The 23,675-nt window shown below is 62.3% G+C and carries 20 protein-coding genes; 11 read left to right on the forward strand and 9 right to left on the reverse strand.

Translation table 11 applies throughout. The features are described from left to right. The first annotated feature begins 132 nt into the window (after window positions 1-132). From VGD45_RS01765 to VGD45_RS01775, 3 genes are all read left to right on the forward strand, one after another. On the forward strand, window positions 133-945 hold the full coding sequence (locus VGD45_RS01765) for a FadR/GntR family transcriptional regulator (protein ID WP_331153543.1): 813 nt from the start codon (window positions 133-135) through the stop codon (window positions 943-945). A gap of 248 nt (window positions 946-1,193) precedes the next feature. Further along, complete coding sequence (locus VGD45_RS01770; RefSeq protein WP_331153544.1) at window positions 1,194-1,973, forward strand: hypothetical protein; 780 nt, start codon at window positions 1,194-1,196, stop codon at window positions 1,971-1,973. 446 nt (window positions 1,974-2,419) lie between these two features. Next, window positions 2,420-4,885 (forward strand): TonB-dependent receptor, encoded by a 2,466-nt coding sequence (locus tag VGD45_RS01775; protein ID WP_331153545.1) that lies wholly within the window; start codon window positions 2,420-2,422, stop codon window positions 4,883-4,885. Between the two features lie 58 nt (window positions 4,886-4,943). On the opposite strand, the gene VGD45_RS01780 is transcribed toward VGD45_RS01775, so the two are convergent. The 6 genes from VGD45_RS01780 to VGD45_RS01805 all read right to left on the reverse strand — a co-directional run bounded on the left by VGD45_RS01780 (window position 4,944) and on the right by VGD45_RS01805 (window position 11,283). Further along, on the reverse strand, window positions 4,944-5,459 hold the full coding sequence (locus VGD45_RS01780; RefSeq protein WP_331153546.1) for a RidA family protein: 516 nt from the start codon (window positions 5,457-5,459) through the stop codon (window positions 4,944-4,946). 30 nt (window positions 5,460-5,489) lie between these two features. Beyond that, window positions 5,490-6,104, reverse strand: a complete 615-nt coding sequence (locus VGD45_RS01785) for a c-type cytochrome (protein WP_331153547.1) — start codon at window positions 6,102-6,104, stop codon at window positions 5,490-5,492. Next, window positions 6,101-7,675, reverse strand: a complete 1,575-nt coding sequence (locus VGD45_RS01790; protein WP_331153548.1) for a flavin monoamine oxidase family protein — start codon at window positions 7,673-7,675, stop codon at window positions 6,101-6,103. Before VGD45_RS01790 ends, VGD45_RS01785 begins: the two co-directional genes overlap by 4 nt. Before the next feature lie 310 nt (window positions 7,676-7,985). Next, complete coding sequence (locus tag VGD45_RS01795; RefSeq protein WP_331153549.1) at window positions 7,986-9,164, reverse strand: acetyl-CoA C-acyltransferase; 1,179 nt, start codon at window positions 9,162-9,164, stop codon at window positions 7,986-7,988. Window positions 9,165-9,287: 123 nt separating this feature from the next. Further along, window positions 9,288-10,358 carry a Glu/Leu/Phe/Val dehydrogenase dimerization domain-containing protein gene (locus tag VGD45_RS01800; RefSeq protein ID WP_331153550.1) on the reverse strand — a complete coding sequence of 357 codons (1,071 nt, stop codon included), beginning with the start codon at window positions 10,356-10,358 and terminating at the stop codon, window positions 9,288-9,290. A gap of 175 nt (window positions 10,359-10,533) precedes the next feature. Next, complete coding sequence (locus tag VGD45_RS01805; RefSeq protein WP_331153551.1) at window positions 10,534-11,283, reverse strand: lysophospholipid acyltransferase family protein; 750 nt, start codon at window positions 11,281-11,283, stop codon at window positions 10,534-10,536. Window positions 11,284-11,586: 303 nt separating this feature from the next. Here VGD45_RS01805 and xerD point away from each other — a divergent pair, with 303 nt between their 5' ends. After that, a complete protein-coding gene (gene xerD, locus VGD45_RS01810; RefSeq protein WP_331153552.1) occupies window positions 11,587-12,486 on the forward strand; it encodes a site-specific tyrosine recombinase XerD in 900 nt (299 codons plus the stop codon). 136 nt (window positions 12,487-12,622) lie between these two features. Then, window positions 12,623-13,372, forward strand: coding sequence for a DsbC family protein (locus VGD45_RS01815; protein ID WP_331153553.1), 750 nt, complete (start codon window positions 12,623-12,625; stop codon window positions 13,370-13,372). 57 nt (window positions 13,373-13,429) lie between these two features. On the opposite strand, the gene fdxA is transcribed toward VGD45_RS01815, so the two are convergent. Together fdxA and VGD45_RS01825 are read right to left on the reverse strand one after the other, a co-directional pair. Then, on the reverse strand, window positions 13,430-13,753 hold the full coding sequence (gene fdxA / locus VGD45_RS01820) for a ferredoxin FdxA (RefSeq protein WP_331153554.1): 324 nt from the start codon (window positions 13,751-13,753) through the stop codon (window positions 13,430-13,432). Between the two features lie 117 nt (window positions 13,754-13,870). Then, on the reverse strand, window positions 13,871-14,440 hold the full coding sequence (locus VGD45_RS01825; protein ID WP_331153555.1) for an NUDIX hydrolase: 570 nt from the start codon (window positions 14,438-14,440) through the stop codon (window positions 13,871-13,873). 112 nt (window positions 14,441-14,552) lie between these two features. Between VGD45_RS01825 and VGD45_RS01830 the strand changes: the two genes are divergently transcribed. The 6 genes from VGD45_RS01830 (at window position 14,553) to VGD45_RS01855 (ending at window position 22,457) form a co-directional block, all read left to right on the forward strand. Beyond that, the gene (locus VGD45_RS01830) at window positions 14,553-16,835 is read left to right on the forward strand and encodes a bifunctional salicylyl-CoA 5-hydroxylase/oxidoreductase (RefSeq protein ID WP_331153556.1); all 2,283 of its coding nucleotides are present in this window, start codon (window positions 14,553-14,555) and stop codon (window positions 16,833-16,835) included. Then, a complete protein-coding gene (locus VGD45_RS01835) occupies window positions 16,832-17,614 on the forward strand; it encodes an SDR family NAD(P)-dependent oxidoreductase (protein WP_331153557.1) in 783 nt (260 codons plus the stop codon). The genes VGD45_RS01830 and VGD45_RS01835 overlap by 4 nt, the downstream gene beginning before the upstream one ends. Before the next feature lie 44 nt (window positions 17,615-17,658). Continuing rightward, window positions 17,659-18,483 (forward strand): enoyl-CoA hydratase family protein, encoded by an 825-nt coding sequence (locus tag VGD45_RS01840; protein ID WP_331153558.1) that lies wholly within the window; start codon window positions 17,659-17,661, stop codon window positions 18,481-18,483. An 8-nt stretch (window positions 18,484-18,491) separates the two neighbouring features. Continuing rightward, on the forward strand, window positions 18,492-19,676 hold the full coding sequence (locus VGD45_RS01845; RefSeq protein WP_414717549.1) for an acyl-CoA dehydrogenase family protein: 1,185 nt from the start codon (window positions 18,492-18,494) through the stop codon (window positions 19,674-19,676). Next, the gene (locus tag VGD45_RS01850) at window positions 19,673-20,068 is read left to right on the forward strand and encodes a RidA family protein (RefSeq protein WP_331153560.1); all 396 of its coding nucleotides are present in this window, start codon (window positions 19,673-19,675) and stop codon (window positions 20,066-20,068) included. Before VGD45_RS01845 ends, VGD45_RS01850 begins: the two co-directional genes overlap by 4 nt. A gap of 226 nt (window positions 20,069-20,294) precedes the next feature. Continuing rightward, window positions 20,295-22,457, forward strand: a complete 2,163-nt coding sequence (locus VGD45_RS01855) for a malate synthase G (protein ID WP_331153561.1) — start codon at window positions 20,295-20,297, stop codon at window positions 22,455-22,457. On the opposite strand, the gene glcF is transcribed toward VGD45_RS01855, so the two are convergent. Next, the gene (glcF, locus tag VGD45_RS01860; protein WP_331153562.1) at window positions 22,454-23,671 is read right to left on the reverse strand and encodes a glycolate oxidase subunit GlcF; all 1,218 of its coding nucleotides are present in this window, start codon (window positions 23,669-23,671) and stop codon (window positions 22,454-22,456) included. The two genes, VGD45_RS01855 and glcF, sit on opposite strands and share 4 nt — an antisense overlap. Between the last annotated feature and the right edge of the window lie 4 nt (window positions 23,672-23,675).

The raw sequence follows: 23,675 nt of genomic DNA on the forward strand, positions 1-23,675 counted from the left end.
CCTGTGTGCCGCCGGCGGCACCCTCGAACCCCGGGCGGGGCCCGCGTGGATGGCGCCGGATCGCTAATTGCCCTATTGTCCGACAGTCCGTCTTTTAGTCAATAACCTCATTATCGTCCCATCGACATGGTCATGAAAAAAAAGACGATCGCCGCCACCCGCCCGCGCCGCGCCGGCGCTGTCAGCACCGGGGTTGCGCCTGAAACCACCGACGCCGCGTCCTTGTTCGATCCAGTGGAGCGGTCGCCGGCCTACACGAAAGTGTCTTCCGCCATCGAGCATAAAATTTTGTCTCGTGCGCTACGCGACGGCGATGTATTGCCCGCCGAACTGGAGCTCGCGCAACAGTTTCGCGTGCACCGCTCGACGGTTCGCGAGGCGCTCCGCCAGTTGGAAAGCGCCGGCCTCGTGGCTCGCCCGCCGGGCGCCAAGCGGATGATCGTCAGCCGACCCGAAGCTGCCAAAGTCGCTTCAGGCATGCGGCACGCGCTGGTGCTGCACGAGGTGTCATTCGTGGATGTTTGGGAAGCGATGATGGTGATCGAACCCGAAGTCGCCGCCCTGGCCGCGCTTCGTCGCACTCAGGCCGATCTCACCGCCCTGACTCAAACTAGCGAAGCCTTTCGTGAATCGCCTGAAGGCGACCCTGACTCGGTGAATATCGTTGCGACTTTCTTCGAGCAACTCGGCGCTGCCTCCCGCAATCAAGTGCTCGTGCTCGCGAAGCAATCGCTAACACAAGCACTCGCGCCTTCGTTAGCTCGCATGATCGACACCGTTCCCCAAGCCCGCGCCCGCATCACCGATGCCCAACGACGCATCATCGTCGCCGTGCGCGACAAGAACGCGGACGAGGCACGGAAATGGATGTCCAAGCACGTACGCGACTTCAAACGCGGTTATGAAGTCGCGGGAATTTCTCCGGATACGCCGATCTCGGTGTAGGGCGGGTCGTCACATGAGCTCTTGACACGAGCGTTCCGATAGATATTCTGCGCGCCTTGCACGGAGGATCGACCGAACATGAAGCCGCAAACCGAAGCACCAAACATTTCATAAGCGCCAGCTCGCAAGCCATCGGCTTCGCGGGGTGCGCTACCCTGAAGCCGAGTGGAGCGGGTGCCGTCGTGTGCGGACTCCGAAAAGCCCTCGGTAACAGATTGCCGAGGGCTTTTTGCTTTCTGGAGTTCATGATGCGTAAGGATATGTACAAGGTCATCGTCGAGCGGCCGCGCGCCTGGAAGGGCGGCTACGAGAAGGCTGCGCGGCTGCGTGACGATCACGACGGGCCAACCCGTCTCGGTATGCGGGCCGGGTATGGCTACCGCGATCTCAATGAGAATCTAGCTCCGCTGCGACGTTACTTGCTGTCGCAGGTGGGGCGGCCCTGGGACAAGGTGTTCAGCGAGATCTGCACGGGCATCGATCGGCGCAACACCGTTCAGCAGCACATTCATCAGCATATCGACGACTTCATCGCGATCCGTGTCGGAATGCGGGATGACCAGCCGATCGATTTGAGTGAGAACGGCTTGTTCCATGCGGGGCGGGCGGGTATGCGCCAGCCGCTGTATGTCGATCCGCGCACCGGCCTGATCCGCGTCAACAAGAACTGGCGCAACTTTCGCAATGCCTACGCCGAACGCAAGGATCAGGAAGGGGCGGAGTTGAATGCACGTCGACGCATGTTGGATGAGCGCACAGTGTTACTGCGGGTGAACGACCTCTGGTTCGAGGTAAAGCTAGCAAAGCTGCCTGCATGCCGAGAGGTTGTCGACATGGTGCAGGGTCGGCGCCGAACGAAAGTCATCGCGGAGTTTCGGTACGACGCAGTTTTGCGGCGTAAGACTTCGTGCTCGCTGTATGAGGATTCGCAGGAGCGGAAGCGGGTCTATGGTTCCAGGGATTTGTATGCGGCGAGCAAGCGTCAGTTGTCGAAGCGAGAGCTCAAGACTCACGGGCTGCGCGAGTGAGGATATGCCAAGTTCCCGCAGTTGTCACGGGCGCAAACGCCTGATCTCAAACTCGGCGCGCAGGGATGCGGCGGCGCCCAGCGCGTCGGCCACGTTCAGATCCGGCAGCAAGTTGCGCCAGAGCGGCGCTCGAGCGCCGCACCCGGCTCGACCACTGCACCAAGTTCATCGGCTCGCCCGATGAACGTTTGTATCGTTATGTTCCAGCGGCGCGGCGAATCATACAAACATTGCAATCCGCGCTCATAAGCGACTGAATTTCATCGCTCCAAGCCATCGCGCCGCGCGCATCAACGTAGTGCGGCGTGCTCCAAACCCGAGCAGCGAACGCTGGCGGACTTATTGCAACAGGGCTTCCAGGCTGCCGATGCGATTGCAGTCCGCGCGCGTATGGCTGAGGCGACGAGCTCGGCGGCCCGATTCCCATAAGTTAGGGAGGTCGCACCATGAGAATGAAACAATTGCGAGGCCGCAACGCTGCCGGCCGTTCGATGCTGACTTCGACGTTGGCGACGATTGCACTCTCACCTTCGGCACAAGCGCAGGAGAAACTGGCGGCGGCGGTGGATGGATCCGCCATTCTTTCGGAAGTCCTCGTTACCGGCACGCGCCGCACGGGGATGGCCGTCGCCGACAGCCCGGCGCCCATTCAGGTGCTGGACAGCGATTCGTTACAACGTGTCGGTCAACCCGATCTGATCCAGGCCATGGCGCAGAATGTGCCATCGTTCACCGCGCAGGCTTTCGGAGGCGACACGGCGGCATTGACGTTGTCGGCAAAACTGCGCGGTCTCAGCCCCAATCACGCGCTGGTGCTCATCGATGGCAAGCGGCGGCACACGACTGCGAATCTCGCCGTGCTCGGTGGGCCTTATCAGGGCGCCGCGGCGGCGGATCTGAACTTCATCCCGGTGGCAGCCATCGAACGTATCGAAGTGCTGCAGGATGGCGCGGCGGCGCAGTACGGCACGGACGCGATTGCCGGGGTGATCAATATCATCTTGAAAAAGAACGTCGCCGGCGGCTCACTCACGGCGACCAGTGGCGCGTACTACGATGGCGGCGGCGACACGGTCGATGTCGCGGGGAATACCGGCTTCGCGCCGACCGCCAATTCATACTTCAACCTGACTGCCGAATCGCGCTATCACGATAGAAGCGATCGAGGCGGCATCGATCCTCGCGTGGTGAATCCGGCCAATATCGCCGCGATGCCGACGCTGCTGGAGGCGCCTGGTTATCCCTATTTGAATCGTATTCAGGGAGACGCGCGCTACAACTTGAACATCGCCTCGTTCACCGCGGGCGTCAGCTTCGGCGACGCCGAGCTCTATAGCGTCGGCACTTACGGTCGCAAGCACGCCGTCGCATACGAAAACTATCGAATGCCGAATCGTATTCCCGACCTCTACCCGCATGGTTTCAATCCGCAGGAGGAATCGAAAGAAGAGGACGCCGCGCTCACCGTCGGTATCAAGGGGAGGGCGTTCGGCGGCTGGCACTGGGACCTGGCGAGCAGTTACGGCAAGGACGACGTGGAGATCAACACCATCAACTCCGGCAACGTCTCGCTTTATAACGACACGGGCTTCACGCCAACGGATTTTCACGCCGGCGACTTCATCGCCACGCAATGGACCAGCACATTCGACGTGAGCCGCGACTTCGATGTGGGCATGGCGAGCCCGTTGAACGTCGCGGTCGGCATCGAGCATCGGCGCGAAACGTATGAAGTCAAACCCGGCGATGAGGCTTCGCGCTACAAGGAAGGATCGCAGTCCTACCCGGGTTTCGCGCTCACCGACGCCGGCAAGCACGATCGCGACAACAAAGCGATCTATGTGGATTTCGCGCTGTCGCCGATCGAAAAGCTACAGCTCGACATTGCCGGTCGCTACGAGGACTTCAGCGACTTCGGCGACACCACGGTCGGCAAGCTGACCGGCCGCTACGATTTCACGCCGGGGTTCGCGGTGCGCGGCACGTTCAGCACGGGCTTTCGGGCGCCGACGCTGGCGGAAGAATATTATTCCGCCACCAACGTCGGGCCGACCTCGGCGTTCGTGCAACTGCCGCCGAATGCTCCCGCCGCAAGCCTGGTGGGCGTCAATGGGCTGAAACCCGAGCAGGCGAGGAACTACAGCATTGGCGTGGTGGCTCGTTCGGAATCGGGCCTGACGGCAACGCTCGATGCTTACCAGATCGAAATCGACGACCGCGTCGTCGGCAGCGGGGCACTGTATGGCGCGGGCGGCGCCGACAATTCGCAAGCGGTGGTCGACGCCATCGCGGCGAACGGCAATGTCCTCGATCCCACCGTCACCTTCATCGGCATCAACATTTTCTCCAACGGGCTCGACACCCGCACCCGAGGCGCGGAGCTGGTCGTCACATACGCCGATGACTATGGTGTCTGGGGCAGCGTCGCCTGGTCGCTGGCCGCGAACTACAACGATACGGAGGTCACGCGCATCAAACCGGCGCCGGCGCAACTCGCGCCGCAAGCGTTGTTCGATCCAGCCGCGATCGCCGACCTGGAAACGGCGTTTCCGAAGTATCGAGTCGCGCTGAGCGCCGTCTGGGAGCTCGGCAGGTTGTCGGCCAGCCTGAAACAAACCCTCTACGGCGAAACGTCGGATCTGGAGAGCCAGGATGGCGGCGTCTATTACAAGAATGAGATCGGAGTGACGCCGATCACCGATCTGGAGCTGGCTTATCGACTGACCGAGACGATCAAGCTGAGCCTGGGCGCGAACAATCTGTTCAACGAGTATCCCGACAAGAAAAACAGCGAGCTGCTGGCCGCCTACCGGGCCACCAACAACAACGCGGCGGTCGCGATCTACCCGAGCTTCTCGCCGTTTGGGATCAACGGCGGGTATTACTACGGCAAGCTCAGCTTCAATTTCTAGAGAGCTTCCTGCGTAGCGTTCTCCGGCCCCGTGAGGGGCCGGAGACGACGTCCGGGCTCTAGCGCTTCGGGCGGGCCAAGGTCACTTCGATTTCAACGAGCATGCCCGGCGCGACCAGGCCAGCGACCTGCACGGTCGAGCGCGAGGGCAGGTTCGGCTGGGCGGGCGTGCCGAAATGCTGCGAGTAGGCTTCCATGAAGCCGGCAAAATCCATGCGGCCCTGCTTGGCGGGATCGCCGACCAGATAGACCGTCATCGAGATCACATCGCCGAAGCCCAGGCCGAGCGAGTCGAGCGATTCCTTGATGCGTGCAAAAGCGCTCAACGCCTGCGTTTTCGTATCACCCCAGTACGCGGCGCTGCCTTCCGGTGCTTTGGGATCCGCGGGCGTCGGGGTGATGCCGCTGTGAAAAACCAACGTCGTGCCGGCGGGGACCTCCACCGCGCGTGCGATTGGAAATTTCGAACCGCCGGCGAGCGGGTGCCGAGTGACGTTTGCAGCGTGCGCAACGCTCGTCATCGACGCCAGCAGGGTCGTCCAGATCAATATCGATCGAAGCGCGGAGTGCGTCATGGATCTTCTTTCTCCTGGGGCTGTGGGGAATCAACGCAAAGTGTTGATGTAGGCGACGACGTCGTTCGCCGCTTGGTCGTCAGGCAGCGCCGCCGCAACGGCTCGCATCTGCGCGCCATATATGTCCCGCGCTTGGGCGCCGCGTAACCCAGTCATGTAGTTCTTCAGTTGCGTTACCAAATACCAGTCCGTTCTGCCGGCCAGCGCCGGGGCGTTCAACTCGGCATTCCCTTCCGCGCGCGAACCATGACAAGAAGCGCAGGTCTCATAAATCTGTTTGCCCCTGGCCGTGTCGCCGCTGATGGTGGCCGGCGGCGTTTTTGGAACGAAGGACGCTACATGAGCGACAGCCTGGTCGATCGCGGCGTCATCACGCAGATGAACAGCCATCGGGCGCATCTCGCCGCCAGCCGCATCGTCAGGATGTGCGCCTCGTAACCCAGCACGAAACGATTGCAGCTGCCGCTTCAGATACCAGGCTTCCATGCCAGCGATCTTCGGTGCGCGGATGGCTGGATTGCCGTTGCCGTTCGCGCCGTGACATACAGCGCAATACGAGAAATCGATCTCCTCGGCGGACGCCGCGGGAATACTCAGGGACAGTGCCATGCCTGCAAACATCAGCGCGCGGGCGAGCATGCTCATGCGGCCACCAATGCCACATTCCGCACGCGCTGGTCGATGTCGGTGAGCGCATGAAAGGCCGAGTGAATGGCGCCTTCCTGCCAGCCGGGATGATAGCTGGCCTGGTCGCCGATCATGTAGTGATGACCCACCGGTTGCTGCAGGCGTTTGAAATATTGTGTTCGCAGCGGTTCGCTCCATTGCGACGCGCAACCCAGCATGTGGTTCATGCGATGCCAGCAGATGCTGACGCCGTTCTCGATGTAGCCGCGATAGCCCGGATGGATCTTCTCGCCTTGCTGAATCGCGAGATCGAGCCTCTGTTGATGCGTGAGGCCCGCGAATTTCTCACCGGCGTCTTCGGAGAACGTGTACGCACCGAGCAACACTCCCTTCGGACGGTGAATGCCGTGCGCTGGATACCAGACTTGCATGATGTCCTGCATCGTCCAGGAGATGCCGCCGTAAATGCCTTCGCGCTCCCAGAATCTTTCTTTGGCCTGAAAGCCGATCTTGAACAGCTTGCCGCGCGGAATGGCGGAAAAGACGCCGGCGTAGTCGGGCGGAAAGTTGTGCTCGATGCCGGCCAGCAACTGTGTCGGAATGCTGTTGAGGCAGAAATCGGCGCGCACGATGCGCTCCTGGCCTTTGTGCCGATAGGCGACCTCGACGCCTTTCTCCTGCAGTCGGATCGCCTGCACGGGCGCATGCGTGCGTACTCGATGGCCGACCCGGCTCATGAAGGCGGTGACGATGCGATCCATGCCGCCGACCGGCTCCATCATCATGGCCGACTGATCGTCGCCTTCGCCAAAACTCATCAGGTACATGAAGCGGGATTGCAGCAACTGGCGAAAGTCCAGCGGTTGTTTGCGTTGTTCGGGCTGGGTGTAATCGTGAGCTACCAGGCCGGCGCGTGTGGATCCGCGGTATTTGAACTCGGCATCGAGCTCGCCGAACTGACGCAGATATTCGAGCAGCTGCGCGTAGTCCGCTTGTGTGAGCGGCTCGTCGAGCTGTGCCGCGTCCAGACCCTTGACCATCAGCTCGGCAATGAAGCCGCGCGTATCGGCGATGTATTCGCGATTGCGAATGGGGCGTCCGCCGAACATCGCGTCGTCCTGCACCCATGCGTTGCGATTGTCGTTGATGAACGGGGCGAGCTCGACGCCGAGCTCGCGACAATAGCCCAGCAAAGCGGTGTGATGACCGGGAATGCGCGCCGGGCCGGCGTTGAAATACAGATGCGGTTCCGGATCGAAGCGGCAGATCTGCGGCTGTCCTGCTTCATCGATGAGATCGCCGCCGCGCACAGTGAAGTTCCGCCCGCCGGCACGATGCGATGCTTCGAGCACCTGTACTTCGTAACCTTTACGATCGAGCTCGTAAGCCGCGGTGAGCCCGGCGATTCCCGCGCCGAGGATGACGACGGATTTGCGCTGGCCGCGCGCGAGCGGCGCGATGTCGGGTCGCTGCACATGCCGAATCTCCGGCATCAGCCCCATGCCCAGAGCGACCTGGTAGATGGCGGTCGAGCCGCCGACGGCGCCCACCATATGCAGAAACGTGCGACGAGAGACGGGTTGGTCCATGCGCGCTTCCCCGATGATCGAACCGACCTCGAGATATCCAAGCGGCATGCCAACGAACGAAGCGAAGGAAAATCAGGGGACCGCTAGCGAAGCGCCGGTCGCTTTGCACTGTGAACGATCGGATGCGCCACCTGAGCGCAGGATTCGCGCACCATAGATTGGCGCGGCTCCGGGTAGACCGATGTCGGGCGCCGTCTGTGTCCTGGTCGTGCTGCTGGGGCTGTTATTGCTGCTGGTCGCGCGTCGAGCGCGCGACCGCCGTAAAAAAAACGGGGCCGCGAATCTCGCGGCCCCGTAGACACAATCGAACTCAGACGATCTCGACCGCCAGCGCCGTCGCTTCGCCGCCGCCGATGCAGAGGGATGCGACGCCGCGCTTCAGGCTGCGGTTGCGCAGAGCGTGAATCAACGTGGTGAGGATGCGAGCGCCGGTGGCGCCGATCGGGTGGCCGAGCGCGCAGGCGCCGCCGTTGACGTTGACCTTGGCGTGATCGAGACCGACATCGTGAATTGCGGCCATGGTCACACACGCGAAGGCTTCGTTGATTTCATACAAATCGACTTCGCCCGCGCTCCAGCCCGTCTTCGCGAGCACGGACTGAATTGCACCGACAGGCGCAGTCGTGAACCACTCCGGCGCCTGCGCGTGGCTGGCGTAACCGACGATTCGAGCCAGCGGCTTCAGATTGTGCTGACGAGCAGCGCTGGCGCTGACCACCAACAGCGCGGCCGCGCCGTCGGAGATGGAGGAAGAGCTGGCGGCGGTGACTGTGCCGTCCTTCGCGAACGCCGGCTTCAAGGTCGGAATCTTGTTGATGTCACAGGTGAAGGGGGTTTCGTCTTTCGCAACGACGCGCTCGCCCTTGCGATCCTTGACGGTGACCGGCGCAATTTCATTGGTGAACTGCGTGCCTTCGGCCGCCGCCAGCGCGCGACGCACCGACTCGGTGGCGAACGCATCCTGTTGCTGACGAGTGAAGCCGTATTTGGCCGACGTGGCCTCGGCGAACGAGCCCATCATCTTGCCGTCGAACGGGCTCTGCAGACCGTCGAAGAACATGTGATCGATGATTTCCGAGTGGCCCATGCGCAGACCGGCGCGGGCTTTGGGAATGAGATAAGGCGCGTTGGTCATCGACTCGATGCCACCAGCGAGCACCACATTGGCGGAGCCGGCGCGGATCTGATCTGCGGCCATCATCACGGCCTTGAGGCCCGAGCCACACATCTTGTTGATCGTCGTTGCCGGCACTTTCTGGGGCACGCCGGCGCCGAGAGCGGCCTGACGGCCGGGCGCCTGGCCGATGCCGGCCATGAGCACGCAGCCGAGAATTGTTTCGTCGATCTGCTCAGGCGAGAGCCCCGCGTCGTGGATCGCGGCTTGCGCGGCCACAGCGCCGAGCTGCGGAGCGGTCAGAGGGCTGAGTGCACCCTGGAAGGCGCCGATGGGAGTGCGGCGGGCGGCAACGATATAAATCTGTTCGCTCATGGGAGTGCTCGACTGCTCTGAGGGGCAAGCTCACCGCCAGTTATGGCGGCTCCTAAACTTACTTGCAAGTACCCAAGTACCCGTAGCCTACGCCGAGTCTGTATGCAGTGCAATAAACCACCCTTAGCCGGCGGTGTATGTCAACTTTATTCGACTAATTGAAGTGAGCCGCTCCTCGGCGAGCCGACGCGCGGCTTGCCACGTCGGAATATTGCTGCGGGCGGCGAGGGCGAGAATGCGGCCGATGATGCCGTGGATTCGGGCAACACTGCGGAGCGCGCGATCTTCGTTGTAGCCCTCGAGCTCGGTGGCGCTGTTCATCAGGCCGCCGGCGTTGATGGCGTAGTCCGGTGCGTACAGGATGCCGCGGCGATCGAGCTCCGTGCCGAGCTCTTCCGATTCGAGCTGATTGTTCGCGCCGCCCGCGACGATGCGACAGCGCAGGCGAGGGACGGTGTCTTCGTTGATCACCGCACTCAAGGCGCACGGCGAGAACACATCCGCATCGACATCGTAGATTTGTGACATCGGCACCGCCTCCGCGCCGAATTCGGCGACGGCGTGTTCGATGCGCTCTTCGTTGATGTCGGTAACGAATACTTTTGCGCCAGCGGCGCGCAGCGATTTCACTAAGTGATATCCGACCTGACCCGCACCCTGCACGGCGAAGCTCGTGCGTCGGAGATCGGCGTGGCCGAGCTTGAATTCCATGCACGCGCGAATGCCATGCAACGTGCCGAGCGCGGTAAAGCGGGAAGGATCGCCGCTGCCCCCGACCAGCTGCGGCACACCGACCACGTGCCTCGTTTCCTGGCGGATCAGTTCCATGTCGTCGGCGTTGGTGCCGACGTCTTCGGTGGTGATGTAGCGTCCGCCGAGCGATTGAATGAAGCGGCCGAGCGCGCGAAACAGCGCTTCGTTTTTGTCTGTTTCAGGATTGCCGATCAGCACGCCTTTGGCGCCGCCGAGATTCAGGCCGGCAATGGCGGCTTTGTACGTCATGTCCGCGGAGTGCTTGAGCACATCGCGCACGGCGTCCGCCTCGTTCGCGTACGGCCACATGCGCAGGCCGCCGAGCGCAGGTCCCAGCGCGGTGTTGTGAATCGCGATCACGCAGCGCAAGCCGCTTTCGCGATGATGAAAGAACACCACTTGCTCGTGACCGAGCCGGCCCACTGCTTCGAACAGATTCATCGCCGTTCCTCGAATGACCAGTGCTGAGTTGTCGTCAGCGATTATAGGCATCGTTCGGGTACAGGGATGTACCCCGCCGCCACAGGCGGCGGCGAGAGGTAAAAGTCGCGTCCCACATTCATAGACGTGGCCGACTCGCACGAGGGTCGTGGCAGGATGCCCGATCCCGAGTTTTTTATGAGCGTCGCGATTGAAGAGCCGCGATGCCGTCGTTCGAGGACAGGTCTGGCTCGCCCAACTCTGCAAGAATGCGCGCATGCGCCACATCGCGCATGTGGACCACGGCGTCCGGCGCTTTCATGTCGCGCATCGGCCCGATCGAAGGCAGCACGTGAATGTCGATGCGACCAGGTCGTGGCAGAAATCGACCGGACGGCAAAATGTGCCGGGTACCGCGCAATGCCAGCGGCACTACGGGCAGATCCACGCGCGCGGCGATGGTGAACGCGCCGTTGTGGAATTTGCCGAGCCCCGGCTCGGCGAGAAAGGTGCCTTCGGGAAAGAAAGCCAACGCCTGGCCCGCGTCCGCCGCTTTCAACAGTCGGCGCGTATCCATGCCGCCGGCGTGGCGATTGAAGCGATCGACGAATTCCGAACCGATCCTTCGCAACAGCAGTCCGGCGAGCGGCACGCGGCTGAATTCTTTTTTGATCACGAACGAAAAGCGCGCGGGCAGGGCGGCCTTGAGCACGATGCCGTCGAGATAGCTGGCGTGATTGGCCACCACCACGCACGGTCCACTCGGCAGCAAATGCTCGTCGCGCACCCGAATGCGCAAGCCGGCGGCTGCGAAAAAAGCCCGAGCCGCGAAGTGGGCGATATGCCGACGTGTCTTAATCCCGAAAGGCAGTAAAACTGCCACGAAGGCGCTCAGGCCAAACAGCAGGAACACCGCCAGGACATACACGCCATAAACGATTTCCAAGATCACCCTGAGCGGCCACAGGGGCGAGCGCCTCGAGCCGTCAGTCATAACTCGACACAGAAGTCACGGGGAAATTTATGTAGCGTCGTCATGCAATGCGTGCCGTCGTCGATTTCTGTGAACTGAGTCTCTTTATGTAAACACTGCCGGGGGTTCTGTGATTGTAATCACGCCCCGCGCCAGACCCGCTCTCCATACTGGCCGCCATCGATTTAACGGTCTGCCGTGAGCGATTGCGGTGTATACCCAAAGGCGATGAGCAGCGTAACCAAAGCATCAGTCTACTCGAGGTCAGGCGAGGATATGCCGGAGACGCCCTCGTTGGCGGCCATCGACCGCTTTCTCGACGCGGTGTGGATGGAGCGCGGATTATCGCCTAACACCCTGTCGGCGTACCGCGCCGATTTGACTGCCCTCGATCGTTGGCTCCAGTCGCGTGGCACTTCGAGCGTCGCCGCCAAGCGCGCGGACCTGCTCGCGTTCATCGCTCATCGAGTCGAAGCCGGAGCGCGGCCGCGCTCCACCGCGCGTCAGCTGTCCAGCTTTCGCAGATTCTACCGTTATCTGATTCGCGACGGAGCCATCAAGGAAGATCCGACCGCGCAGATCGCAATGCCCAAGATCGGCCGCTCGCTGCCGAAGTCGCTGACCGAGGAAGAGGTCGAGGCGCTGCTGAAGGCGCCGGTGATCGAAGATCCGCTGGGTCATCGCGACCGCTGCATGCTCGAAGTGCTGTACGCCACGGGCCTGCGCGTGTCGGAGCTGGTGAACCTGAAGTCCAGTCAGGTGAACATGAACCAGGGCGTGCTGCGCATCGTCGGCAAGGGCGATCGCGAGCGACTGATTCCGCTGGGCGACGAGGCGGTGTCCTGGCTGCAGAAGTTCATGAACGGTCCGCGCCTGGAGATCCTGCTGGAGCGCCAGACCGATTACCTGTTCCCCACGCGTCGCGGCGATCGCATGACGCGCCAGGCGTTCTGGCACATCATCAAGCGCTACGCGCAGAAGGCTGGCGTGCAGAAGGCGTTGTCGCCGCATACGCTGCGCCATGCATTCGCCACGCACCTGCTGAATCATGGCGCGGACCTCCGCGTCGTGCAGATGCTGCTAGGGCATAGCGACCTGTCCACCACTCAGATCTATACCCACGTGGCTCGGGAGCGCATGAAGGAGCTGCATGCGCTCCATCACCCCAGGGGCTAAAGCCGGGTGATCTGTTAAACTCCGTCGGTCTCCTCGAGCCGAATTCCGTTGAACTTGCGGGGTCGCCGCAGCGTCGAAGCTGGGCCGGCCGTGCGTTCGCGCCCGGAATCCTCCGGCGAGGGTCACGAGAGTTCCCATGAAAAAGCTGTTGTTGTGTCTGTTGGCATTCGTGGCCGCCTCGGCCGTTGCTGCCGAAACACCCAAATCCACCGACCACAAGGCCGCCGCGGCAGCGATTCGCGCCAACATCGCCAAGAGGTTCCCGGATGTGGCGGTCAACGACGTGCGCCCCAGCCCCATGGCCGGCATTTATGAAGTGTCCATGGGCGCGGAAGTCGCGTATGTCAGCGCCGACGGCCGCTTCCTGATCGCCGGCGACATGTATGACATGGACTCGCGCACCAACCTGACCGAAAACGGCCGTCAGAAAGCTCGTGTAGGGGCGCTGGCCAAGCTGGACGAGCGCGACATGATCGTGTTCAAGCCCGCCAAGGTGAAACACACCATCACTGTGTTCACCGACGTCGACTGCGGCTATTGCCGCAAGCTCCATAGCGAGATCGAGCAGTTGAACGAACGGGGCGTGCAGGTCCGTTATCTCGCCTATCCGCGCGCTGGGCCGGGCACGGACGACTGGGCGAAGATGGAAGCGGTGTGGTGCTCCATGGACCGCAAGAAGGCCATCACGGACGCCAAGGCCGGGCGCGAGGTCAAGGCGCAGCAGTGCGCCGCGCCGGTCGCCAAGCAGTTCAAGCTGGGCGAGCAGATGGGCGTGCGCGGCACGCCGGCCATTTTCACCAACAATGGCGACTACATCGGCGGGTATCTGACGCCGGACCAGATGTCGCAGGAACTGGATCGCCTGGCAGCGGCCGCAAAGAATTGAGGCGGCGGAATTGACGGCTCACCCGCGAGCGGGTGAGCTTGGTCGAAGCAGGGCGGCTTACTTCTCCAGCAGCTTCAGCTTGTCCGGCTTGCCGTCCCACTCCTTGGCGTCGGCGGGCATGGCCTTTTTCTCGGTGATCACCGGCCAGGACTTGGCCAGATCGGCGTTCAGCTGCTTGAACTGCTGCTGCCCCTCGGGCAGCTCTTCCTCGGAGAAAATCGCCTCGGCCGGGCACTCCGGCTCGCACAGCGTGCAGTCGATGCACTCATCCGGATCGATCACCAGGAAGTTCGGACCTTCGTGGAAACAGTCGACCGGGCACACCTCGACGCAGTCGGTGTACTTGCACTTGATGCAGTTTTCAGTGACGACGAAGGTCATCGGCTAGAGCTCCGGAAATCGCTCGACGGCGCGGTGACAAGGATTGCGCCCTACGAGGGCGCGCATTGTGCCAAACAGGGCGCGGGGATGCGAGGCTGGCGGGTTATCGGGCCCTTCCTATTGGGAATGGCCGTCGGTCATGATCACCTGCCCGTCGCGCCAGTCGATGTCGCGAAAGTGCAGCTTTTCCCTCCCCAGCCGCCGGTCATCGAGGTAGCGCCGCAGGGCGAACTCGGTGCTCAGGAAGGCGATCTCGGGCCAGGGGATGTCTTCCTCGGCGTACAGTCCCGACTCCAGGCTTTCCGGGCCGATCCCGAACGCCGGGTCGGTCAGCGTGGCCCGGAACATGATGTGCACCTGATGGACGCGCATGACGTTCACGATGGCCAGCAGCGAGCCGATCCGCACGTGGGCCAGCGCTTCCTCCATGGCTTCGCGCGCCGCCGCCTGCTGCACCGATTCGCCGTTTTCCATGAAGCCGGCCGGTATGGTCCAGAAACCCAGGCGCGGCTCGATGGCCCGTTTGCACAACAGGATTTTGCCTTCGTGCTCGATCACGCAGCCCGCGATGATGCGCGGGTTCTGGTAATGGATGGTCCCGCAGCTGCCACAAACATACCGGGGCAGGTGATCGCCCGCCGGGATGGTGAGGCTGACCGGCTGGGCGCAGTTGGAGCAGAACTTCATGAGGTGATGAATCGAGCTGTGGGGCTGCGCAGATTAATCCACATCTGAGCCTCGGACAGGCTGGCGCGAAGTCTTGTACTATGCCTGCATCTCGGCTTCCAGCGCAGTCTCAATGAAGCGCATCGTATGTCTGGGCGGCGGGCCGGCGGGATTGTACGCGGCCATTCTATTCAAGAAGGCGCTGCCCGACGCCAGCGTCGAGGTTTACGAGCGCAATCGCCCCGACGACACCTTCGGCTGGGGCGTGGTGTTCTCCGATCAAACCATGCAGGGATTCCGCGCCACGGATCCCGAGTCGCACGACCCCATCGTCAGCAGCTTCTATCACTGGGACGACATCGATGTGCACTTTCGTGGCGAGCGCGTCCGTTCCGGCGGTCACGGCTTCTGCGGAATTTCACGCAAGCTGCTGCTGAACAAGCTGCAGGAGCGCGCCAGCGGTTTAGGCGTAAAGCAAACTTTTCAGCACGACGTCGAGGATCTCGCGCCGTTCGCCGACGCGGATCTGATCGTGGCCGCGGATGGGGTCAACAGTCGCACCCGCAAGCGCCTCGCCGATGTATTCGAACCGAACATCGACGTGCGCAAGTGCCGCTATATCTGGCTGGGGACGAAGCAGAAATTCCCGGCGTTCACGTTCGCCTTCGAACAGACCGAGCACGGCTGGTTCCAGATTCACGCCTATCAGTTCAGCGACGACCTTTCGACAGTCATCGTCGAGACGCGCGAAGAAACCTGGCAGGCGCACGGCCTCGATCGGGCGACCACCCAGCAGAGCATCGACTTTTGCGAGCGGCTGTTCGGTCGTTATCTCGACGGCCACGGCCTGATGAGCAATGCGAACCACCTGCGCGGCTCGGCCTGGCTCAACTTCAATCGGGTGCTCTGCAAGCGATGGCACACCGGCAACATCGTGTTGATCGGCGATGCCGCGCACACTGCGCACTTCAGCATCGGCTCCGGCACGAAGCTCGCGATGGAAGATGCCGCTTCGCTGGTCAAGCACGTGGCGCATGCCATCGACGTGCAGGCGGGGCTCGAGTCGTATCAAGCCGAGCGCAGCCTCGAAGCGCTGAAGCTGCAGAGCGCGGCACGCAATCGCATGGAGTGGTTCGAGAACGTCGCGCGCTATGTGCATCTCGAGCCGCTGCAGTTTGCCTATAGCTTGCTCACGGGGAGTCAGCGCATCGGGCATGACAATCTGCGCTTGCGCGACGGCAAGTTCGTCGATGTTATAGAGCGGGATCTCGCGCGCCGCGCCGGTGTAAGCGAGCCGCGGCCGCCGATGTTTCTCCCGTTCAAACTTCGCGGCATGGAGCTGATGAACCGGGTGGTCGTGTCGCCCATGGCGCAATATCTCGCCGTGGACGGCGTGCCCGGCGATTGGCACCTGATGCACTACGGATCGCGCGCCGCAGGCGGCGCGGGCCTGGTTGTGACGGAGATGACTTGTGTATCGCCGACCGGTCGTATCAGCCCGGGCTGCACCGGGCTATGGAACGAGACGCAGCGGGACGCGTGGAAGCGCATCGTCGATTTCGTTCACACGCACTCGGCGGCGAAGTTCTCTTTGCAACTCGGGCATTCGGGCCGCAAAGGCTCGACGCAACTCGGTTGGGAGCGCGCCGATCATCCGCTGCCCGACGGCAATTGGGAGATCATGTCGGCGTCGGCGTTGCCGTATCTCGAAGGCATCAGTCAGACGCCGCGCGCAATGACGCATCGAGACATCGAAGACGTCACGCGGCAGTTCGTCCATGCCGCGCAACTCGGGGTGGAAGCGGGCTTCGACATGCTCGAATTGCACATGGCTCACGGCTATCTATTAGCCAGCTTTCTGTCGCCGCTGACCAATCGTCGTAACGACGAGTTCGGGGGCGACATCGAGAATCGGATGCGCTTCCCTTTGATGGTGTTCGAGGCTGCGCGTGCTGTGTGGCCCGCGGACAAGCCCATGTCGGTGCGTATCTCCGCCCACGACTGGGCCGAAGGTGGATTAACCGAGCAGGATCTAGTGACGTTCGCGCGCGCACTTCGCGAGGCGGGCGCCGATCTGATCGACGTGTCGACCGGCCAGACCGTGCCGTGGCAGAAGCCCGTGTACGGTCGCATGTATCAAACTCCATTCTCGGATCTGCTGCGCAACTCGGTGGATATCGCCACCATCGCCGTCGGCAACATCTTCGAAGCGGATCACGTGAACTCGATCATCGCCGCCGGCCGCGCGGATTTGTGCGCGCTTGCTCGACCGCATCTGGCCGATCCGTCATGGACGCTGCATGCCGCTGCGGCTCAGAACTGGACCGAGCAGCACTGGCCGAAGGCTTATCTGTCCGGCAAGAGCCAGTTGGAACGAAACCTCGCGCGAGCCGCGCAAATGATTGGTGCAGTTTGAGTACGAATGCTCAACCTCTCGGGGGCAAGCACGCTTTGGTCACTGGTGCGAGCCGCGGCATCGGGGCTGCCATCGCTCAACGTTTGCTCGCCGAGGGCGCGCAAGTCACATTGCTCGGGCGGCAGCTTTCGACCGTCACAGAGATGGCCGCGAAGCTGAGCGACCGCAACGCTCATGCCGTCGCCGCCGACGTGAGTAACAGCGAGCAAATGCGCGCCGCCATCGAGGATGCGAGCAAGCGTTTCGGTCCCATCGACATTCTGGTCAACAACGCGGGCCAGGCCGCCAGCGCTCCCGTGCACAAAATGGAGGATGCGTTGTGGCACACGATGCTGTCCGTCAATCTCACCGGGACTTACTACGGCATTCGTCATGTCTTGCCGTCGATGATGCAACGAGACTTCGGTCGCATCGTGAACATTGCCAGTACCGCGGGACTGAAGGGCTATCCCTACGTGGCCGCATACAGCGCGGCGAAACACGGTGTCATCGGCCTCACTCGCTCGCTGGCACTGGAAGTGGCTGGGCGAAACATCACGGTCAATGCGGTGTGCCCTGGCTATACGGACACGGACATCGCTCGCGAAACGATTAGAAACATCCAGGCCAAGACCGGTCGCTCCGAGGTTGAAGCGATCTCTGTGCTGGTCGATCAGAACCCGCAGCGCCGCCTGATCCGTTGCGAGGAAGTGGCCAACGCGGTTGCGTGGTTGTGTCTGCCCGGCAGCGAGAGCATCACTGGCCAGAGCATTGCAATCGCCGGCGGCGAGGTCACGTAACACTGTTTTCGGCCGGCCCGGACGGCGGCCGATGGCGAGGACGCATGTCATTCACACAACTCAAGCTGTCCGGTTACCAGGCCAGGCATTTTCTGTGGCGGGTGGAGGAGAGCGTCGGATATGTCACGCTCAACATTCCTGAGCGCAAAAATCCTTTGACGTTCGAGTCGTATGCCGAGCTGCGCGATCTGTTTCGCGATCTGGTCTACGACAAGGACATTCGCGCGGTGGTGATCGACGGCGCGGGCGGCAACTTCTCCTCGGGCGGCGATGTGCACGACATCATCGGCCCGCTGACTCGCATGTCCATGCCCGAGCTGCTGACGTTCACTCGCATGACGGGCGATCTGGTCAAAGCAATTCGCGGCTGTCCTCAAGCGGTGATTGCGGCGGTGGACGGCGTCTGCGCTGGCGCCGGCGCGATCATCGCCATGGTGTCGGATCTGCGGATTGGGACGCCGGCAGCGAAGACTGCATTCTTGTTCACGCGCGTCGGGCTGGCCGGTTGTGACATGGGCGCGTGTGCCATTCTGCCGCGATTGATCGGGCAAGGCCGTGCGGCGGAGCTCATGTTCACCGGTCGGGCAATGACGGCGGAAGAAGGCGAACGCTGGGGATTCTTCAACCAGCTCGCGCCGGCCGATCAATTGCTCGCCGAAGCAACGCGCCTGGCGCGCAGCCTCGCGACCGGCCCGATGTTCGCGCATAGCATGACCAAGACCATGCTCAACCAGGAATGGAACATGAGCATCGAGCAGGCGCTGGAGGCGGAAGCGCAGGCGCAGGCCATCTGCATGCAAAGCGAAGATTTTCGCCGCGCCTTCGAGGCATTCTCGGCCAAGCGCAAGCCGGAGTTCGTGGGCAAATGAGCGTGCAGTTGGATCTGAGCGAACGACTCAGCTGGCCGTTCTTCGGGCCGGAGCATCACGCGCTGGCGAAGTTGGTCACGACGTGGAGTTCGAATCATTTGAGCGGCCCTGCGCATGGCGAGTCGCGCCCGGAAGTGGATGCGCAGGCTCGCAAGCTCGTCAGAGCGCTCGGTGAGGCGGGCATCACTCGTTACTGTGTGCGAGCCGAGCATGGCGGTGCGCTCGAGGATTTCGATTCGCGCGCTATCTGTTTGATTCGGGAAAGCCTGGCTTATCACGACGGCTTGGCGGATTTCGCCTTCGCCATGCAAGGGCTGGGGAGCGGCTCGCTGTCGTTGGCGGGTGAGGCGTCGCTTCAGCAGCAGTATCTGCCCAAGGTCGCCGCTGGCACGGCTATCTCGGCCTTCGCGTTGTCCGAGCGCGATGCCGGTTCCGACGTCGCAGCGATGCAAACATCGGCGCAGCTCGACGGTGAGCACTATGTGCTGAACGGCACGAAGACCTGGATTTCGAACGGCGGCATCGCGGATATCTACTGCGTGTTCGCACGGACCTCGCCTGGACAGAAGCGGGCCGATGGCACGGTAGGCGCGCAAGGCATCACTGCGTTTCTGGTCGAACCGACCGATCCCGGATTCAGCATCGAACAGCGCATCGATGTGATCGCGCCTCATCCGCTCGGAACGCTGCGATTCGATAATTGCCGTATTCCCGTGTCCCGTCGCATCGGCCTCGAGGGCGACGGGTTCAAGCTGGCGATGCGGACGTTGGATATTTTTCGGGCATCTGTCGCTGCGGCGGCGCTTGGGTTCGCACGGCGAGCGTTGGACGAGGCCGTGGCGTACTCGCGTCAGCGTGCGATGTTCGGTAAGACGCTCGCGGATTTTCAGCTGACTCAAGCCGCGATCGCGGAGATGGCGACTGCGATCGATGCTGCCGCCCTGCTCACCTATCGGGCCGCGTGGCAGAGAGACACGGGTCAGCCAGTAACCAAGAGCGCAGCTATGGCGAAGATGACTGCGACCGAGAGCGCGCAAATGGTGATCGATAGGGCTGTACAAATGTTTGGCGGTCGCGGCGTCGTTCATGGGGCGGTGGTCGAGCGGCTGTACCGCGATATCCGCGCGCTGCGCATCTACGAAGGCGCGACTGAAGTACAGAAGCTGATCATTGCGCGCGAGGTTTTGAAATGACCGTCGAAGTGCTGCAACCGGCGGGCTGGCCGCGCCCGAAGGGCTATGCGAATGGCATGGTCGCGGAAGGTCGCCAGGTGTTCGTCGCAGGGCAGGTCGGCTGGAATGAGCGGCAGGAGTTTCCGGCAACGCTGGCGGAACAAGTCCACCAGGCATTGAAGAATATCGTCGCTGTTCTAAACGAGGCCGGCGCGCGGCCGGAGCATCTCGTTCGCCTCACCTGGTTCATCACCAGTCGCGACGAGTACTACGCGGAGCTGCCACAGATTGGCGCGGCCTATCGCGAAATCCTGGGCCGTCACTTTCCGACCATGAGCGTCGTGCAAGTCGTCGCGCTGATGGAGCCAAAAGCCAAGGTCGAGATCGAAGCCACCGCTGTCATTGCATTATAAAAACTCGGGATCGGGCATCCTGCCACGACCCTCGTGCGATCGGCAAAAGGCGTGACTTTTGCCAATCGCTCGCCGCCTGTGGCGGCGGGGTACTTCCCTGTACCCGAATCTTTTGATGGCGGGTCAAGTTGCTACATGTCACAGGCGTCCGCTGTGCGGATCGCTTTGACGGTCAGCAAACGGGAACCCTATAGTCACTGCAGGTTCGAGCTGGCGAGTGACGACAATGAACACAAGAGTGAAGGTGGGGTCCCTGGAAGTCGCGGGTGTGCTGCACGGTTTCGTGCAGCAGGCGCTGGCGGGGACGGGCGTGCAGGAACAGACGTTCTGGAGCGGCCTGCAGCGCATCGTCAGCGAATTCTCACCTCGCAACGAGCGCCTGCTCGCCAGGCGAGACGAGTTGCAGGCGAGCATCGATGGTTGGTGGAAGGAGCAGCGGGGCAAGCCGCTGGACGTGGCCAGGCAGCGCCAGTTTCTCGAATCCATCGGCTATCTTGCCGCCGAGCCGGCCGCGTTCGAGGTCGACACCGATAAAGTCGATCGCGAGATCGCTCACATCGCCGGGCCGCAGCTGGTCGTACCGCTCAGCAATGCTCGATATGCATTGAATGCAGCGAATGCACGCTGGGGCAGCCTTTACGATGCGCTCTACGGGACCGATGCCCTGGAGGCGCCGCTGCCGGCGGGCTCGCCATACAACGCCGCGCGGGGCGCGAAAGTGATCGCTTATGCGCGGGCGTTCCTGGATCAAGTGGCGCCGCTCACCTCCGGCAAGCATGAGGACGCCACCAAATATGCGGTCGAAAGCGACAAGTTGGTGGTGTCGCTCAAAGATGGATCGCGATCGACGCTGGCCGTGCCCGCGACTCTCGAGGGCTGGCGTGGCGTGCCCGATCAGCCCCAGGCCATTCTGCTGCGTCATCACGGCCTGCACGTCGAGATTGTCATCGACCGCAAACATCCCATCGGTTCCACCGATGCGGCTGGCGTGGCTGACGTGATCCTGGAGTCAGCGATCACCACGATTCAGGACTGCGAGGATTCGGTCGCCGCGGTGGACGCGGAAGAGAAAGTGGCGATCTACAGCAACTGGCTGGGCCTGATGAAAGGCGATCTGCAGGCCACTTTCGCGAAGGGCAAAGGCACGATCAATAGAACGCTGAATGGCGATCGCGTGTACTCGACGCCCGGCCACAAGGAGCTGACGCTGCCGGGGCGCAGTCTCATGCTCGTGCGCAATGTCGGTCATCACATGCGCACCGACGCAGTTCTCCACGAGGGCAAGGAGATATTCGAGACGGTGCTGGACGCCATGGTCACGGTCGCCATTGCCTTGCATGACATTCGCGGTGCTGGCAGGAACAGTCGCACCGGATCGGTGTATGTCGTGAAGCCGAAGATGCACGGTCCGGACGAGGCCGCGCTAGCGAACGATCTGTTCGGTTGGGTCGAAGAAGCGCTGGGGCTGCCGCGGTACACGGTGAAGATCGGCGTCATGGACGAGGAGCGCCGCACGAGCCTCAATCTACGCGCCTGCATCGAGCAGGTGAAACATCGCATCGTGTTCATTAACACGGGCTTCCTCGATCGCACCGGCGATGAGATACACACGGCGATGCAGGGCGGCCCGGTGATGCGCAAGGAAGCGATCAAGACACAACCGTGGTTGGTTGCGTACGAGAAGCGCAACGTCGAAATTGGATTGCAGGCGGGCTTGCGGGGCAGGGCGCAGATCGGCAAGGGCATGTGGGCGATGCCGGACAAGATGGCCGCCATGCTGGCGGCGAAGTCGGGTCATCCACGCGCGGGCGCCAACACCGCGTGGGTGCCTTCGCCGACGGCCGCTACTCTGCACGCTTTGCATTATCATCAAGTCGACGTGCGAGCGGTTCAGAACGATCTGCAGCGGCATGTGCAGGCGGGGCAAACCACCGGCATCGACGATCTGTTGCGTGCGCCGCTCGCGGACTCGGGCTTTACTGCCGAAGAGATTCAGAAAGAGCTGGATAACAACATCCAGGGCATCCTTGGGTATGTGGTGCGCTGGATCGATCAGGGCGTCGGGTGCTCGAAAGTGCCGGATGTCCACGACGTCGGCCTCATGGAAGATCGCGCCACGCTGCGCATCTCCAGTCAGCACGTCGCGAACTGGCTGATGCACGGGGTTTGCACCGAAGCCAAAGTGAAAGAAACATTGGAACGGATGGCCGCGGTCGTGGACGAGCAGAATGCGGCCGATCCGTTATATCGGCCCATGTGCGCCAATTTGAAAGGCAGCATCGCCTTTCAAGCCGCCAGCGATTTGATCTTTCTCGGTCGCGAACAGCCAAATGGATATACCGAGTACATCCTGCATCGGCGTCGTCGCGAATTGAAAGCGAAGGGCTAGCTGAGCTTGGCGTCCAGCCACTCGACCCAGTGCCGCACCGGCGTCTGAGCGGCGCTGGCGAGGTGGGTGATGCAGCCGATGTTTGCTGAGAGGATCACGTCGGGCTGCTGAGCGTGTAAAGCTTCGAGCTTGCGATCGCGCAGTTGTTTGCTGAGCTCCGGCTGTAGCACCGAGTAGGTGCCGGCTGAGCCGCAGCATAAGTGGCTCTCGGCCAGAGGCAGCACCTCTGCGCCGAGGGTGCGGAGTAGTTGTTCCACCACGCCGCGGATCTTTTGACCGTGCTGCAGGGTGCAGGGCGGGTGGAACACCACGCGCTCGGCTGATCGCGAACCGAGTTTGTTAGCGAGCGTAGTGGCATGGGCGGGCAACAGTTCCGCCAGATCGCGAGTGAGCTCGACAATGCGGCGTGCCTTTTCCGCGTACGCCGGATCGTGGCGTAACAAGTGCGCGTACTCCTTCACCATCGCGCCACAACCGGATGCATTCATCACGATAGCTTCGACGCCCGCCTCGACGTGCGGCCACCAGGCGTCGACATTGCGACGAACCTCGACCAACGCCGCATCGTGATCGTTCAAGTGATGCTTGATAGCCCCACAGCAACTGGCCGGCGGCGTGATCACCTCGATCTCCAGCGCATCGAGCACGCGAGCCGTCGCTGCATCGATGCCGGGCGACATCGATGGCTGCACACACCCCAAAGGCAACAGCATCTTGCGCGCATGCGATCTGCGCGGCCAAACGCCCGCATCGCGACGTTCGGGAACCTTGGCTCGGATCGATTCGGGCAATAGCGATCGAACCGCCTGACCCGTCCTCATTGCCGGTCCAAACATCCTGCTGGTCAATCCGTGTTTCAGCGCCGAGCGAGTCACGCGCTCTCCGACAGGCCGTTCGATTTTCTCCTCGACGATGCCGCGCCCGATGTCGAGCAATCGCCCGTACTGCACGCCCGACGGACAGGTCGTCTCGCAAGCTCGACAGGTGAGGCACCGATCCAGATGTAATTGCGTGCTCGCCGTGGGCTCGACGCCTTCGAGCACTTGTTTGATCAGATAAATGCGTCCGCGCGGTCCATCCAACTCGTCGCCGAGCAGCTGATAAGTGGGGCACGTGGCAGTACAAAAGCCACAATGCACGCACCGGCGCACGATCTCCTCGGCCTCTTTGCCTTCGGGCGTGTCTTTGATGAAATCGGCGAGCTGCGTTCTCATGATG

Origin of the sequence: Steroidobacter sp., assembly GCF_036402275.1 — a bacterium.
GTDB lineage: Bacteria > Pseudomonadota > Gammaproteobacteria > Steroidobacterales > Steroidobacteraceae > Steroidobacter.